Source organism: Roseovarius salis (assembly GCF_044472985.1).
Classification (GTDB): Bacteria; Pseudomonadota; Alphaproteobacteria; order Rhodobacterales; family Rhodobacteraceae; genus Roseovarius; species Roseovarius salis.
The window spans coordinates 25699-39665 of sequence record NZ_JBISDG010000013.1; the positions used below are offsets into that span (position 1 = coordinate 25699).

The 13967-nt window shown below is 66.5% G+C and carries 17 protein-coding genes; 6 read left to right on the plus strand and 11 right to left on the minus strand.

The window, feature by feature from the left end:
* Positions 1-8 precede the first annotated feature (8 nt).
* From ACH13J_RS07005 to ACH13J_RS07040, 8 genes are all read right to left on the minus strand, one after another.
* On the minus strand, positions 9-995 hold the full coding sequence (locus ACH13J_RS07005) for a hypothetical protein (protein WP_397542605.1): 987 nt from the start codon (positions 993-995) through the stop codon (positions 9-11).
* Positions 996-1063: 68 nt separating this feature from the next.
* The gene (locus ACH13J_RS07010) at positions 1064-2005 is read right to left on the minus strand and encodes an AEC family transporter (RefSeq protein WP_397542606.1); all 942 of its coding nucleotides are present in this window, start codon (positions 2003-2005) and stop codon (positions 1064-1066) included.
* Entirely contained in the window at positions 2002-3108 is a 1107-nt protein-coding gene (gene aroC / locus ACH13J_RS07015) for a chorismate synthase (protein WP_397542607.1), read from the minus strand. Before aroC ends, ACH13J_RS07010 begins: the two co-directional genes overlap by 4 nt.
* 428 nt (positions 3109-3536) lie before the next feature.
* On the minus strand, positions 3537-4094 hold the full coding sequence (locus tag ACH13J_RS07020) for a F0F1 ATP synthase subunit B (protein WP_397542608.1): 558 nt from the start codon (positions 4092-4094) through the stop codon (positions 3537-3539).
* A 4-nt stretch (positions 4095-4098) separates the two neighbouring features.
* Positions 4099-4659, minus strand: a complete 561-nt coding sequence (locus tag ACH13J_RS07025) for a F0F1 ATP synthase subunit B' (RefSeq protein WP_397542609.1) — start codon at positions 4657-4659, stop codon at positions 4099-4101.
* Between the two features lie 85 nt (positions 4660-4744).
* Complete coding sequence (locus ACH13J_RS07030) at positions 4745-4981, minus strand: F0F1 ATP synthase subunit C (protein ID WP_397542610.1); 237 nt, start codon at positions 4979-4981, stop codon at positions 4745-4747.
* A gap of 47 nt (positions 4982-5028) precedes the next feature.
* Positions 5029-5820, minus strand: a complete 792-nt coding sequence (locus ACH13J_RS07035; RefSeq protein ID WP_397542611.1) for a F0F1 ATP synthase subunit A — start codon at positions 5818-5820, stop codon at positions 5029-5031.
* Positions 5810-6172, minus strand: a complete 363-nt coding sequence (locus tag ACH13J_RS07040) for an AtpZ/AtpI family protein (RefSeq protein ID WP_397542612.1) — start codon at positions 6170-6172, stop codon at positions 5810-5812. Before ACH13J_RS07040 ends, ACH13J_RS07035 begins: the two co-directional genes overlap by 11 nt.
* A 261-nt stretch (positions 6173-6433) precedes the next feature.
* Between ACH13J_RS07040 and ACH13J_RS07045 the strand changes: the two genes are divergently transcribed.
* Entirely contained in the window at positions 6434-6763 is a 330-nt protein-coding gene (locus tag ACH13J_RS07045) for a metalloregulator ArsR/SmtB family transcription factor (protein ID WP_397542613.1), read from the plus strand.
* A complete protein-coding gene (locus tag ACH13J_RS07050; protein WP_397542614.1) occupies positions 6753-7751 on the plus strand; it encodes a glycosyltransferase 61 family protein in 999 nt (332 codons plus the stop codon). The genes ACH13J_RS07045 and ACH13J_RS07050 overlap by 11 nt, the downstream gene beginning before the upstream one ends.
* Positions 7752-7847: 96 nt before the next feature.
* On the opposite strand, the gene ACH13J_RS07055 is transcribed toward ACH13J_RS07050, so the two are convergent.
* Positions 7848-8735, minus strand: a complete 888-nt coding sequence (locus tag ACH13J_RS07055; protein WP_397542615.1) for an EamA family transporter — start codon at positions 8733-8735, stop codon at positions 7848-7850.
* On the minus strand, positions 8732-9613 hold the full coding sequence (locus tag ACH13J_RS07060; protein WP_397542616.1) for a LysR substrate-binding domain-containing protein: 882 nt from the start codon (positions 9611-9613) through the stop codon (positions 8732-8734). The genes ACH13J_RS07055 and ACH13J_RS07060 overlap by 4 nt, the downstream gene beginning before the upstream one ends.
* A gap of 122 nt (positions 9614-9735) precedes the next feature.
* Between ACH13J_RS07060 and ACH13J_RS07065 the strand changes: the two genes are divergently transcribed.
* On the plus strand, positions 9736-10326 hold the full coding sequence (locus ACH13J_RS07065) for an NAD(P)H-dependent oxidoreductase (protein ID WP_397542617.1): 591 nt from the start codon (positions 9736-9738) through the stop codon (positions 10324-10326).
* A gap of 21 nt (positions 10327-10347) precedes the next feature.
* Here ACH13J_RS07065 and ACH13J_RS07070 read toward each other — a convergent pair whose 3' ends face one another.
* Positions 10348-11106: a hypothetical protein gene (locus ACH13J_RS07070; protein WP_397542618.1), complete on the minus strand. Its 759-nt coding sequence runs from the start codon at positions 11104-11106 to the stop codon at positions 10348-10350.
* Between the two features lie 277 nt (positions 11107-11383).
* Here ACH13J_RS07070 and ffh point away from each other — a divergent pair, with 277 nt between their 5' ends.
* The 3 genes from ffh to ACH13J_RS07085 are packed head-to-tail and all read left to right on the plus strand — an operon-like array spanning position 11384 to position 13967.
* Positions 11384-12880 (plus strand): signal recognition particle protein, encoded by a 1497-nt coding sequence (gene ffh, locus ACH13J_RS07075; RefSeq protein WP_397542619.1) that lies wholly within the window; start codon positions 11384-11386, stop codon positions 12878-12880.
* Complete coding sequence (locus tag ACH13J_RS07080) at positions 12877-13446, plus strand: GNAT family N-acetyltransferase (protein WP_397542620.1); 570 nt, start codon at positions 12877-12879, stop codon at positions 13444-13446. Before ffh ends, ACH13J_RS07080 begins: the two co-directional genes overlap by 4 nt.
* A complete protein-coding gene (locus ACH13J_RS07085; RefSeq protein ID WP_397542621.1) occupies positions 13443-13967 on the plus strand; it encodes a GNAT family N-acetyltransferase in 525 nt (174 codons plus the stop codon). Before ACH13J_RS07080 ends, ACH13J_RS07085 begins: the two co-directional genes overlap by 4 nt.

Sequence of the window (13967 nt, forward strand, 5' to 3'; positions counted from 1 at the left end):
GTGCCGTCCTAACCGGCGGACTCACCCTGCTGCTGCCCCGCGGAGCCCGCACCCGTCCACGCACCGGCGCGGTCCCCCAGCTGCTTGAACTTGGCAGAAACCCCGTCGAGCTTGGCGACCCAGGCCGGGTCCGGCGTCTGGCCGTCGGTCAGCCGGAAATAGGCCTGCAGAAGGCACGCCAAGGCAAAGGGTTCCAGAACCGCGGCCTTGACGGCCCATGCGAACAGCACGGCAAAGACGAACCCGCCGGCCGACCATGCGCCCGGAATCACGTAAACGACCGCGGCCGCGGGGGCGAGCATCACGAGGAATACGAGGAAGGCCAGCACGTAGGTCACCGCCATGATCCACGCCGCGTTGATCAGCAGCGGACGCGCGTTTTGGCCATAGAGCACCAGCGCATCGCGCGAATCCGCCCACGGGTTCCGGGAACGGTTGCGGATGAGATAGGCAAGGATCACCTCGTCGATCAGACCCACCGCCACCCGCAGGAAAGCGCGCACGACCCTCATGAGCCCGTCAAGCGCGGGGATCGGCAGGAGCGAGGCGAGCCCCTCCACCAGCCCCGTGATCGCCCGGATCACCCCGCGCACAAGCTGGTCGATGGCGAACAGAACGTTGGCCTGCCCGAAGCGCGCCCGCACCACGTCATGGGCGTGGGCAATCTGCGACCGGCCCTTCGGCAGGTCGCGGCCGTCAAGATACTCGATCATTACCGCGATGTGGCCAGCCTTGACCATGTAAAGGATGTATTCGCGCAGGAAATAAAGCACCGCCGCCGTCAGGCCAAAGCCCAGCCCCCCGCCCCAGAAGGTCGCGCTGGCACGGAAATCGGCATCCCCCATCGCACCGATGCCCCAGCCGATCCCGGCGCCCGCGCCGGTCACGAGCACGTAGGCCACGGCGATCCCGAAATACACCAGTATCCGCAGGACCACGAACGGGGCGGTCCGGCGCATGACCGCCATGGAGGCGCCGAATGAGAAATCGGTCATGAAATGTCCCTTGCCGCGGGTTTCCCGCGGCAACCTGCACGACGCCGCCGATTCTGCCAAGCAGCACCTCAGAGCGCGAACAGCAGCGCCGACAGCGTGACGAACGCGCCGCCCGTTGCCGCGAGAAGGGAGATGGACGCGAGACCGTCATGCCCATAGGGTTGTGCCAGCACGACATAGATCCCGAACATGGGCATGGCCGCCGACAGGACTGCGGCATGGCGGAACTCCGCCGTCAGGGCCGGCAGGCCCAGCCACGGGACCGCCGCAACGGCCAGTGCAGCCATTGCCGGATGCAGCAGCAGCTTGCCGGACGCGATGCCCGCCGCGAGCGCCTTGTTACCGCGCATCGGCAAACCGTGCAGCGTGCCACCGATCACGACCAGCGCCAGCGCGCTGGCCGAGGCGGCAAGGATCGACACGAACCGCTCCAGCGGTGCGGGATAAGGCACATCCAGCAGTGACACCGCCAGCCCCATGAGCAGCCCGATCACGAATGGCCGTCGCAGCACGTTCCACAGGATGCGCAGCAGGACGCGCGGCAGGTTCCGGCCCGGTGACGGCCTGGCGATTTCCAGCAGGAAAAGCGCCAGCGGGATCATCGCGAAATTCTCGACAAGGAAATTCAGCGCCAGCACCTGCCCCGCGAGATCCGGCAGGGCAAGCAACAGGGCGGGATAACCCACATAGGCCGAGTTGGGCACAGACATGCCCATTACCGCGATCGCGCGGCGCGCCGGGCCGGTTCCGGTCAGTGTCACCGCGCCGTAACCAACCGCGACGGTCGCCAGACCCGCGATCAGCATCGCCGCCATGTATCCGGGGTGGAGCACCTCGCCAAGATCCCGACCCGCCACGGCATCGAACAGAAGCGCGGGCAGCGCGATGTTGAGGACGTAGCGGCCCAGCACCCGCATCTCCCCGCCGCTGAAAAGCCCGGCCGCCACGGCGCCATAGCCGAGCGCGATGGCGCCGAACAGCGGGAAGGTGATCGAAAGAACCTCGATCAAGCCGGGCCGATACGGCCGCGCTGCCCCCCGGTCTGGGCCCGGTCGAGCAGAAGGTGATCCAGCAGCACGCAAGCCACCATCGCCTCGCCAACCGGGACGGCGCGGATTCCGACGCAGGGGTCGTGCCGCCCCTTGGTCACCACTTCCGTGGGGCTGCCATCGACGGTGATCGATCGGCGTGGCGTCAGGATCGAGGAGGTGGGTTTGACCGCGAAACGCACCACGATCTCCTGCCCCGTGGAAATCCCGCCAAGGATGCCACCGGCATGGTTGGACCCGTATTCCGGCCCATCGGCCCCCATGAAAATCTCGTCGGCATTCTGCGTGCCGGTCAGCCGCGCCGCCGCCATCCCCTCGCCGATCTCGACGCCCTTGACCGCGTTGATCGACATGCAGGCGGCGGCCAGGTCGGTATCCAGCTTGCCGTAGACGGGGGCGCCAAGGCCCGGCGGCACGCCGCGCGCCGAAATCTCGATCTCTGCGCCGACCGACGTCTTGGCCTTGCGGATCTCCTGCAGATAGGCCTCCCAGTCGGGCAGGGCCTGTGGATCGGGCATCCAGAAATCGTTGCGGTCGATGGCATCGGCGTCAAAGCGGGCACGGTCGATCTCCATCTCGCCCATGCGGGTCATGTACCCCCTGATCTCCAGCCCCGGCACCAGCGCGCGCAGTGCTGCGCGCGCCACGCCGCCCGCGGCCACGCGCGCCGCCGTTTCCCGTGCAGAGGACCGGCCACCCCCGCGGTAATCGCGGTGACCGTACTTGAGATGATAGGCGATGTCGGCATGACCGGGACGGAACGTACGGGCGATCTCGCCGTAATCCTTGGACCTCTGGTCGGCGTTCTCGATCATCAGCTGGATCGGCGTGCCTGTCGTGCGTCCCTCGAAGACGCCGGACAGGATGCGTACCGCGTCTGGTTCCTTGCGTTGCGTCGTGTGCTTGCTCTGCCCCGGCCTGCGCCTGTCGAGCCAATGCTGAAGGCCCGCCTCGTCCACCGCGATGCCGGGCGGGCAGCCATCCACCGTCGCCCCGAGGGCGGGGCCGTGGCTTTCGCCCCATGTGGTGACGCGAAACAGGTGTCCGAACGTGTTGAGGCTCATGCGCGCGCTCCTCTTGCCGCGCCTGACTTAGCCGGGCGGCGGCCATGCCTCAAGCCCAATCCCCCCGGGCATGGCGTCCATACGGCAAGCCGGCGCTGCCGCGGTCCCCGCCCGGCGCGGACCGCGCGGTTTTTGGCTGGTGCGAATCACTTCTTGTTGACCGGTTCTTGCCGATTCGACTATATCTTGTGCAAGCCGGTTCGCGGCGGCATGGAATGATCGATCCACCGGGCCGCGGCCAAGGAACATCGCGCCCCGCACAGATGCAGGGCGGCGCGCGATCCCCGTCAACGTGGCAGGAGTGATTGAGGGGCCGGTTCAACGGCCTCCTTTCATGTCGGGGCAGACCCTTTTGCCCCTCGCGAACAAAAAAACCCGGGCCTCTGGCCCGGGTTCGAGAGATTGGCGCGCGCCCCGAGGGCGCCATGTCAATGCAGCTTGGCCTCGACCTCCGAAATCGACTCGTCGATCAGCTTGTTGCCCTGCGCCGCGGTCATCTGCTTGGCCACGACATCCTTGGCGACATCGACGGCCACCGTCACGGCGCGGTCCCGCACCTCCTTGACGGCATGGGCCTCGGCCGAGGCGATCTGGTCCTCCGCGGCCTTGATCCGGCGCGCGATAGACACCTTCAGATCCTCCTTGGCCTGCTCAGCGGCCTCGGCGGCTTCTTCCTTGGCGTGGGCCACGATCCGGTCGGCCTGGCCCTTCACCTCTTTCTGCTTGCGCTCGTAGCTGGCCAGCAGGGCCTGCGCCTCCTCGCGGATCGCACGGGCCTCGTCCAGCTCGGACTTGATGCCCTCGGCCCGCTTGTCGAGCTGCGCCGCCACCAGCGACGGCACCTTGAGATAAACCAGCACCGCCACGAACAGAAGGAACGCGATCAGCACGACGAAATTGGTATTCGCCAGCGAAAAGAATGGTCCCGATGCGGCCAGCGCCGGGCCGGCGGAAAACAGGGCGATCAGCGTAGCAATTGGTCTCATGGCCCTACCCTTTCAGCCGCGCATCCACCGCGGAGGTAATTGTCTTCTCGTCGGCCTTGGCGCCCATGGCGGTGACCAGCTCCGACGCCGTGGCCTTGGCCACTTCCTTGATGTCTTCCATCGCGCTGGCGCGGATCTCGGCGATCTTCTTCTCGCCCTCGGCCGCTTTCGCGGCGATCTCCGCCTCGGCCTTTTCGTTGGCCTCGTCCAGTTCGGCCTTTATGTCCGCCTTGGTCGCCGCGATGATGTTCTGCGCCTCGGCACGGGCGTCGGCAAGCGCCTTGTTATAGGCTTCCTCGGCCTCGACGGCCTTGGCCTTGAGATCCTCGGCCGCGGCAAGGTCGTTCGTGATGGTCCCTTGGCGCTCTGCCAGAACCGCGGCGATGCGCGGCAGGGCGATGCGCGACAGGATGAAGAAGATCACCACGAGCGTGACGATCAGCCAGAAGACCTGGTTGCCTATCCAGTCAGGGCAAAGTTGCGGCATCCCTTCACCGCCGGCTTGCCCAGTGCATATACTGACGACGCCGGAAGCCTGTTCGGCTACTGTAGTTTCCGTTGCCATGTCGGCATCCTCCTCGAACCGAGATTACAACGGGTGGGTCCGGTTACTAGGCAACCCACCCGCGCGTAAGGATGGTTCGTATGGCTCAGACGGCGAACATCAGCAGAAGCGCGACGAGGAACGAGAAGATCCCCAGGGCTTCCGAGAATGCGATACCGATGAACATGGTTGCCAGCTGCCCGCCGGCGGCCGACGGGTTGCGCAGAGCGCCCGAGAGGTAGTTACCGACCACGTGGCCCACACCGACGGCGGCCCCGCCCATACCGGTACAAGCCAGACCAGCACCGATAAAGGCACCCATTTGTACGACGTCGCCTTCCATTTCATGTCTCCTTACGTTGGAATTGGCAAAAGGGGGTTGGTTGATCCCTAGTGGTGCGGATGCAGCGCATCCTTCAGGTACACGCAGGTCAGGATCGTGAACACGTAGGCCTGGATGAAGGCCACGAGCGTTTCGAGCGCGTAGATCGCCGTGATGGCGAGGATCGACAGCGGGGTGACGATGATGCCCACCCCGACGGAGATGGTGATGAGCGGTGCGAAGGCTGCGAACACCTTTATCACGGCATGGCCGGCCATCATGTTGCCCATCAGACGAACAGAGTGGCTGACCGGACGGACGAAGTAGGAAATCACCTCGATCAGCGCCAGCACCGGCCTCAGGGGCAGCGGCGCCGCGCTGATCCAGAAAAGCCCGAGGAAGCCCATGCCGTGCTTGACGAAGCCCAGAACGGTCACGGCGATGAACACGGCCAGCGCCATCACGGCCGTCACGGCGAGATGCGAGGTCGTGGTGAACGCCGTCGGCAGCAGCCCCAGGAAATTCGCCATCACGATGAACATGAACAGCGTCATGATGTAGGGGAAGAATGGCAGCGCGTCCTTGCCGGCCACGTCCTCGACCATCTTGCGCACGAAGCCGTAGGTCAGCTCGGCGATCGACTGCATCCGGCTGGGCACGGTGGCGCGGCCCGAGCTGCCAAGTACCAGCAGCGCGAACACGCAAAGCACGGTCAGCGCCATCCACAGCGTCACGTTGGTGACCGTGAAAATGCCCACCGGACCATCGCCGAAGAGCGGCTTGACGATGAATTGGTCCATCGGGTGGAAAACCAGACCACCCTCGTCCGCATGTTCGGCACCGTTCGCTTCAGTCGCCATTTCTTACCCTCTCGCCGTCGCCCGTGCCGGGCGTCTCTTCTTCGGCCTGTTCGGCCGGCTGTGCCTGCTGCACCTCCCGCGCGCTGCGCATCATGGTCTTGATGCCCGCGGCGAGCCCCAGCAACGTGAACAGCACGAGGAAGACGGGCATCGTCCCGAACAGGCTGTCCAGCCCGTACCCCATGCCAAAGCCGATCAGCAGACCGGCCACGAGTTCTATCACCATCCTCCAGGCAAGATGCGCCTGGCTGTAGTGCTCTTCCTGGTGGGGCTTGGGCGCGTCCTTCTGCTTCAGCCGCTTGATCCGGTCCTCGAGCCGCGCCAGCCGCTCGTTGTTGTCGGGATCGGACACGGTTTGCCCCTCCGGAATGGTTGCGCCTGTGCTACGGCGCGGGCGCAACTGAGTCAAGCGCCCGTATCGGCGTCGCAAGAAAGCCGTAGTAACCTGATTTTGCTTGGATTTATAAAAACCTGCGTGACGGCAACGGCGCCGTCCTGGTGATATATGCCGGGAACCGGCGGCACCTGCATATTCAACCGTCTGGTTGAGGTTGCCCCGAATGACGCGCACCAGACCGTTGACGCCGCCGCCCGGAGCAGGCTTAACAGGATCATGCCGGACGCTCTCGACATCGTTTTCGCGGCCCTTGCCGATCCCACCCGCCGCGCGATCCTCTCGATGCTGCTGGAGGACGACATGGCGGTGACGGACGTGGCCGAACCATTCGACATGTCGCTGGCGGCAATCTCCAAGCACCTTGCCATTCTCGGCCGTGCCGGCCTCATCACGCAGGAGCAGCACGGGCGCGTGAAATGGTGCAAGCTGGAGCCCGACGCGCTGCGCGATGCGTCGATCTGGATGCAGAGCTTCGGCCAGTTCGAGGCGGTCAACCTCGACGCCTTCGAGCGGTTCCTCGCCGCGGAGCTGCCGGATGACGGCTGAGCGCGTGGCGCTGTCACCCGAACGCCTGCCGCCGCCCGTGGTCGAGCGGCTGCACATGCCGCTCGTCACGCCGATGGAGCCGGGGCCTGACTGCACCTGCGGCGTGTTCCGGGCGGACGGTGGCTTTCGGGGGATGTCGCGCACGCTCCTGTCGGGGGCACGCCTGTCCGGCGTGCCCGAACTGGCCGAGACACCGGTGGCCGAGGTGATCCCCGGCCGGTGGCTCTTTGCCGGAATCGGTCGGCACCATTTCGGCCATTTCATCGTCGAGACGCTGATACGGCTCTGGGCAATCGGCGCCTACCGCGACGAACTGGACGGCGTCGTGCTGATCCCCAAGCATGGCATGGATTTCTCCGTGGCGCTGCGGCGCCGCTACGGCCCGTTCCTCGAGATGATGTGCGACGGGCTGCCGCTGCACATCGTCGAGCATCCGACCCGTTTCGAGACCCTGCTGCTGCCCTCGCCCGGTTTCGGCCCGCTCGGCTGGGTGACGGGCACGCCGATATTCCGGCGCGAGATCCGCGCCCGCATCGCGCGCCATATCCGGCCCGAGGGCCCGGCGCGGATGTACATTTCCCGCTCGCAACTGAAGAAGAGCGAGAAGCACGTGCACGACGAGGCCCGCATCGAGACGCTGCTCGCCCGGGCCGGCTATGACATCTTCCGCCCCGAACAGCACGGCATCGAGGAGCAACTCGCCCGCTACATGGCCGCAGACACGGTGATCGGCGGTGACGGCTCCGCCTTTCATCTCGCTGCCTTCGGCATGCCTCGGGGTGCGCGCGTCGGACTCATACAGCGGCGGCACCGCCCCAAGGTCTTCGACGCCTTCATCGCCCAGATGGAGGCCTTCGCCGGGGCCGAGGTGACGCCGGTGCGCCCGGTGCTGCCCAAGACCGATGACACCCCCCACCCCAGCGAGGCGGCCACGCCCATAGATTTCGAGATCGTGAAGGCCGAGCTCGACGCGGCGGGCTTTCTCTGATCGGCCGGCCGCCGCTCATCGGCCCTTGCGGGCGCTCTTCGCGAAAAGGCCCGCAAGGGCCGATGAGCGCCGCCACCACGCGGCCACATGGCGCGCTCAGGCCGGGTGCTCGTCCTTGAGCAGCAGCACCAGCGCCGCCACGGTCATCGCGATCCCCACCAGCACCAGCCCGCCCGGAACGTCGTGGCCAAGCGCGAATTCCCATCCGATCACCCATGTCGGGGTGAGATAGGTGTAGGCCATCACCTTTGCGCTCGGCAGGCGCAGGCTGGCGAACTGCAACAGCACGAACGTCACCGCCGTGGCCGCCACCGCGGTATAGAGGATGGTGATCCACACGATCGGTGGCAGCGCGGGCCAGTCGGTGCGCATCAGCCCCGGCCAGCCCGCCGCCGCCACCAGCGCGGTCGCGGCGGCCATCGTGCCGAAGGCGAACACAACCGGTCTTTCACCCCTGTTCAGCAGCCGCACCATCGGCGTATAAAGCGCATGCGCCACGCATCCCCAGAAATACACGATCTCGCCGCGCCCGACCTCGAAGGTCAGCACCGCCTGCCACTGCCCGTCGAAGATCACCCACAGCGCCCCCGCCGCACCGACGGCGAGCGCCAGCGCCATGCGGCCCGTCATCGCCTGCCGCAGCAGCACGTAGCCAAAACCGCCCGCGATCACCGGTGTCAGCGTGAACACCGCCGCCGCCGAAACCGGCGCGGCCGTCTTCAACCCCTCGAACATCAGCACGAAGTAAAGCCCCATCGCCCCGCCCAGCAGAAGGTAGCGCCAGGGCGCCGCGAAAGCGGCCCGCGGAATGCCCGCGATCACATGCGCCGCCACGCCGAGCATCAGCGAGGCCGCCAGGAACCGCACGGCATTCAGCACCGCCGGCTCGATATGGGGCGCCGCCATCCCGCCCAAGGCGAAGGACCCGGCGATGAGCGCCGAGAAGCACAGCATCGCCAGATGCCCCTTCAGCGTTTCCGTCAAAGGTCCTCCCACTCGCGCGCACGCTCCTTGAGGAAATTCAGGAACGCCTGAACCTTTGTGGTGCGGTGCAGGTCCATGTGAGTGACCAGCCAGAGCGGCGCCGACCATTCCTCGCGCGGTTCGGCCACCTCGATCAAGCCGCCCATCTCGGCCGCCTGCAGCCGCGACATGAACCCGATGCCCGCGCCTTCGCGGATCGCCCGGCGCTGCGCGTGGACATCGCTGCTGCGAAAGGTGATGCACGAATCCGGCACCGTTTCGCGCAGCCACTTCGCAAACGGCGCGCGCGATTTCGGGTCATCGGCGCTCACGAACCTGTGGGCGGCGTATTCCGACTCGTGCGCGGGCAGGCCGTGCCGGGCGGCATATTCCCTGCTGGCAAAGAGCGTGATCTTCTGCCGGTGGAAACGCTGCACGACGTTGTCGGGCTGGTCGGGCGGGCTGCCCGCGCGGATCGCGACATGGGCCTCGCCGTATTCCAGCCGGAACAGCCGGTCGCCGGTCAGGAACCGCACCAGGATGTCGGGATGATCCTTCTGGAACGCGGCCAGCACGGGCACCAGCAAATGGCTGAGCCCACCCAGCGAGGTAACCACCAGCTCGCCGGTGACGTCGTTGCCGCGGCCGCGGATGCGCCCGACGAGCTGGCTGAACTGGTCGTCGGTGGCCTGCGCGACCCGCAGCAGGTCCTCACCCGCCTCGGTGGGGGTGTAACCGCGGGCGTGGCGCTGGAACAGCTTCACGCCAAGCCGCTCCTCCAGCGCGTCTATATGGCGTATGACCGTGGCGTGATGCACCCCCAGCACCTCGGCCGCCCCGCTGACCGTGCCGACGCGGGCCACGTGATAGGCGGTGCGGATCTCGTCCCAGCTGTCCATGGCATCCCCGGTCGCCTCTGTGCGAAATTCAACACGCAATATACAAGCCGTATCGTTGCGTTTGCCTGGGCACAAGTCAATCCTTGCCGGAACCCAATCGCCCATTGCAAGGATATCAGCCAATGACCCGCACGCTACTTCACATCGACGCCTCGGCACGGCGCGAGGGCTCCGTCACCCGCGACTTGACGGCCCGCATCGTGGACCGGTTCCCGCGGGCAGCGGTCATCCGCCGTGACCTCGCCGAAAACCCGGTGCCCCAGATCACCGAGGACTGGGTGACCGCCAACTTCACCCCCGCCGAGGAGCGGACGCCCGACCAGCACGGGACCCTCGCCCAATCCGACACGCTGGTGGCCGAGCTGGAACAGGCCGACACCCTCGTCATCGGGCTGCCCGTCTACAATTTCGGCCTGCCGGCCGCGCTCAAGGCATGGATCGACCAGGTGGCGCGCGCCGGGGTCACCTTCCGCTACACGGCCAATGGGCCCGAGGGCCTTCTGACAGGCAAGCGCGCCATCATCGCCATGGCCTCCGGCGGGACCGAGGCGGAGTCGGCCATCGACTTCGCCACGCCCTACCTGCGGCACATGCTGGCCTTCCTGGGCATCACCGACGTGACCGTGGTCGCCGCCGACCGCATGGCCGTCCAGCCCGGTGAAAGCCTGGAACGGGCGCTCGCCCGGCTCGACGCGCTGCCGGAGGCGGCCTGACAGCAAACCCCTGGCCGGGTGTCATCCTTCGCTGGACGGCAGGATATCGTCCGGGCGCCACGGCGCCTCTGCACCGTGGCACGCCCACTCCTCGGCGTGGGCCGCGCGTTCCAGCCGCCGCAGCGTCTCGAGGTCGCGCACCGGTTCACCATCGCCTTGGAAATGTCGCAACAATCGGTGCGAATGCACCACCGTCGGCACCGCGTCGAGGGGCTCCCACGCATCCAGCAGCGTGACGCGGCGCAGGTTGAATTCCGGCGGCAGCACATAGAAGCGTATGCCTGTCTCCCACAACAGATCCTTGAGCGTGAGCTGGTCCCGAAACTGGCCGGCAGCGTCGTATCGGCGCTTCCACTCGGCAAAAAAGGCATGCATCTCCGCGCCGTTGCGGTAGAGCATCACGCCGGAATTGAATTGGGGAAAGGCATAGGGTGTCTCGTGCCTGTGCCCCTGCTGGATCATCTCGGACCTGCGCCGCACGTCGTGCGCGACGCTGAGCGGGAACCGGTCGGCGAGTTCGAAAAGATCACCCAGCCCGGCCAGCACCAGAACATCGCAGTCCAGGAACAACACCCTGTCGAACCGCGCCAGCGGGAGGCATTCTATCTTGGCCCGCGGATGCGTGGTGGGCACACGCCGAACCTCGTCGAACAGCCCGGCCGGCACCTCTCCCGGCGTGTCGGTGAACAGATCGACCGGCAGACCGGGATTGGTCCGGCGCAGGCTGACCGCCGCCTGGCTGGCCAGCGCCAGGTAAACCGACCCCGTCGCCACGAACATCACGCCATCCCGCATTGCCTACCCCCGCTTGCACGCCACATGGGCAAACTAGCACGGGCATCTTGACTCCCAAGAGCATGCCGACTAGTGCACTCCAAATTTCCGGAAGTCGGTCACGCTTCCGGTCCCATGGGCCAAGACCCGGGATCGCCCCCCACCAGCGCGTTGCGCCCGTGGGGGCGTGCGGCGTTTGGGCGGCCACGGGAGATTGTGGTCAGAGACGTCATTCCCCATGTTGGGATGGCAGGACGGCAACCGGCGAAAGGAGGCCTGGGCGATGTTTGAAAATCTTTCCGAACGCCTCTCTGGCGTCCTCGACCGGCTCACGAAACAGGGCGCGCTGTCGGAGGACGACGTCAAGACCGCGCTGCGCGAGGTGCGCGTCGCGCTGCTGGAGGCGGACGTGTCGCTCCCCGTTGCCCGCGATTTCATCAAGCGCGTCCAGCAGGAGGCGACCGGACAGGCGGTGCTGAAATCCGTCACGCCGGGACAGCAGGTCGTCAAGATCGTCAATGATGCGCTGGTCGAGACGCTGCGCGGCGAGGACGACCCGGGCAGCCTCAAGATCGACAATCCGCCCGCGCCGATCCTGATGGTGGGCCTGCAGGGCTCGGGCAAGACGACCACGACGGCGAAACTGGCCAAGCGGCTCAAGGACCGCGACGGCAAGCGCGTGCTGATGGCCTCCCTCGACGTCAACCGCCCCGCGGCGATGGAACAGCTCGAAATCCTCGGCAAACAGGTCGGCGTCGATACCCTGCCCATCATCAAGGGCGAGGACCCGGTCGCCATCGCCAAGCGGGCCAAGACCCAGGCAAGCCTTGGCGGCTACGACGTCTACATGCTCGACACCGCGGGCCGGCTGCACATCGACCATGAACTGATCGCGCAGGCCGCGGCGGTCCGCGATGCCGTTACCCCGCGCGAGACGCTGCTGGTGGTCGACGGGCTGACCGGGCAGGACGCGGTCAACGTGGCAACGGAATTCGACGACAAGATCGGCGTCAGCGGCGTCGTCCTGACCCGGATGGACGGCGACGGGCGCGGCGGCGCGGCGCTGTCCATGCGCGCCATCACCGGCAAGCCCATCCGCTTCGTCGGCACTGGCGAGAAGATGGATGCGCTCGAGACGTTCGAGCCCGAGCGCATCGCCGGCCGCATCCTCGGCATGGGCGACATCGTCAGCCTCGTCGAAAAGGCGCAGGAGACCATCGAGGCCGAGCAGGCCGAGCGCATGATGAAGCGCTTCCAGAAGGGTCAGTTCAACATGAACGACCTGAAGATGCAGCTTGAACAGATGCAGAAGATGGGCGGCATGGAAAGCATGATGGGCATGATGCCCGGCATGGGCAAGATGGCCAAGCAGATGGAAGGCGCCGGCATCGACGATCGCATGATCAAGCGCCAGATCGCGCTGATCCAGTCGATGACCAAGAAGGAACGCGCCAACCCCAAGCTCCTGCAGGCCAGCCGCAAGAAACGCATCGCCAAAGGTGCCGGACTTGAGGTCAGCGAGCTCAACAAGCTGCTCAAGATGCAGCGCCAGATGTCCGACATGATGAAGAAGATGGGCAAGGGCGGCATGCTCAAACAGGCCATGAAGGGCATGTTCGGCAAGGGCGGCGCGGACCCCCAGGAGATGGCGCAGGGCATGGACCCCAAGGCGCTGGAACAGGCCGCCAAGAGCATGGGGGGCGGCAAGGGCGGCCTGCCCGGCCTCGGCGGCGGCAGCCAGCTTCCCCCGGGCCTGTCGGGATTTGGAAAGAAGAAATGAGCCTCTGCCTTGCCATCCCCCGGCTGGAAACGGCCCGGTTGGTGCTGCGCGGCCCCGAGCCGGCGGATTTCGAGCCGCTTTGCGCGTTTCTCACCGATCCCGCCCGGGCCTGGGGCTTCGGCACCGAAAAGGACCGGCCCACGGCGTGGCGCTGGTTCGCGGCGAATATCGGCCACTGGGCGCTGCGCGGGCACGGCTATTTCACGATGGAGGTCAAGGAAACGGGCGCGCCCTGCGGCATCACCGGGATATGGGCGCCCGAAGGCTGGCCCGAACCCGAGCTGGGCTGGGCCGTCTTCGACGGCTTCGAGGGCAAGGGGCTGGCGCGCGAGGGCGCGCTGCGCGCCCGCGAATGGGCCTATGACACGCTCGGCCTGACCACGCTCACCTCCAACATCGTCCCCGGAAACGACCGCTCCGTGGCGCTCGCGGAACGTCTGGGCGCATGGTACGAGCGCAGCTATCACAATGTCTACATGGGCGAGGAGATGCTGTATCGCCATCCCGGGCCGCAGGATCTCGGCATCGGGTCGGATTCGGACGGAAGCGCGGAGGCGTATGCATGAGCTTCCATCCCGCCGATACCCCCGTCGTCGAAACGCCCGACCTCGTGCTGCGCGGCTACCGCGAAACCGATTTCAACGCGTTCGCCGCCTTCGCCGCCTCGGACCGGTCCTGTTTCGTCGGGGGGCCGCAAAGCCGGTTCGAAAGCTGGCGCTCCTTCATGGCGGCCATCGGGCACTGGGTTCTGCGCGGCTACGGCATGTGGATCGTCGAGCACCGCGAAACCGGCGCCGTCGTCGGGCGCGTGGGTGTCATCTTCAACGACGGCTGGCACGAACCCGAACTGGCATGGCACATCTACGATGGTTTCGAGGGACGCAACCTGGCTTACCAGGCGTCGATCGGCGCGCGCGCCCACGCCGCGCGGCACTGGGGGATGGACGGGCTGATGTCCTATATCGACCCGGCCAACACGCGTTCCGTGCGCCTTGCCGAACGGCTGGGCTGCCATCACGAAAGCGATGTCGAGGTGCTTGGCAAGCCCTGCCAGCTCTGGCGTCATCCAGAGATTGGGGTGAACTGA

Coding starts and splice junctions, on each gene's coding strand:
- ACH13J_RS07005 (WP_397542605.1), bottom strand. CDS start 995: ATGACCGATTTCTCATTCGGCGCCTCCATGGCGGTCATGCGCCGGACC.
- aroC (WP_397542607.1), bottom strand. CDS start 3,108: ATGAGCCTCAACACGTTCGGACACCTGTTTCGCGTCACCACATGGGGC.
- ACH13J_RS07020 (WP_397542608.1), bottom strand. CDS start 4,094: ATGAGACCAATTGCTACGCTGATCGCCCTGTTTTCCGCCGGCCCGGCG.
- ACH13J_RS07025 (WP_397542609.1), bottom strand. CDS start 4,659: ATGGCAACGGAAACTACAGTAGCCGAACAGGCTTCCGGCGTCGTCAGT.
- ACH13J_RS07030 (WP_397542610.1), bottom strand. CDS start 4,981: ATGGAAGGCGACGTCGTACAAATGGGTGCCTTTATCGGTGCTGGTCTG.
- ACH13J_RS07035 (WP_397542611.1), bottom strand. CDS start 5,820: ATGGCGACTGAAGCGAACGGTGCCGAACATGCGGACGAGGGTGGTCTG.
- ACH13J_RS07045 (WP_397542613.1), top strand. CDS start 6,434: ATGCCGGACGCTCTCGACATCGTTTTCGCGGCCCTTGCCGATCCCACC.
- ACH13J_RS07050 (WP_397542614.1), top strand. CDS start 6,753: ATGACGGCTGAGCGCGTGGCGCTGTCACCCGAACGCCTGCCGCCGCCC.
- ACH13J_RS07060 (WP_397542616.1), bottom strand. CDS start 9,613: ATGGACAGCTGGGACGAGATCCGCACCGCCTATCACGTGGCCCGCGTC.
- ACH13J_RS07065 (WP_397542617.1), top strand. CDS start 9,736: ATGACCCGCACGCTACTTCACATCGACGCCTCGGCACGGCGCGAGGGC.
- ACH13J_RS07070 (WP_397542618.1), bottom strand. CDS start 11,106: ATGTTCGTGGCGACGGGGTCGGTTTACCTGGCGCTGGCCAGCCAGGCG.
- ffh (WP_397542619.1), top strand. CDS start 11,384: ATGTTTGAAAATCTTTCCGAACGCCTCTCTGGCGTCCTCGACCGGCTC.
- ACH13J_RS07080 (WP_397542620.1), top strand. CDS start 12,877: ATGAGCCTCTGCCTTGCCATCCCCCGGCTGGAAACGGCCCGGTTGGTG.
- ACH13J_RS07085 (WP_397542621.1), top strand. CDS start 13,443: ATGAGCTTCCATCCCGCCGATACCCCCGTCGTCGAAACGCCCGACCTC.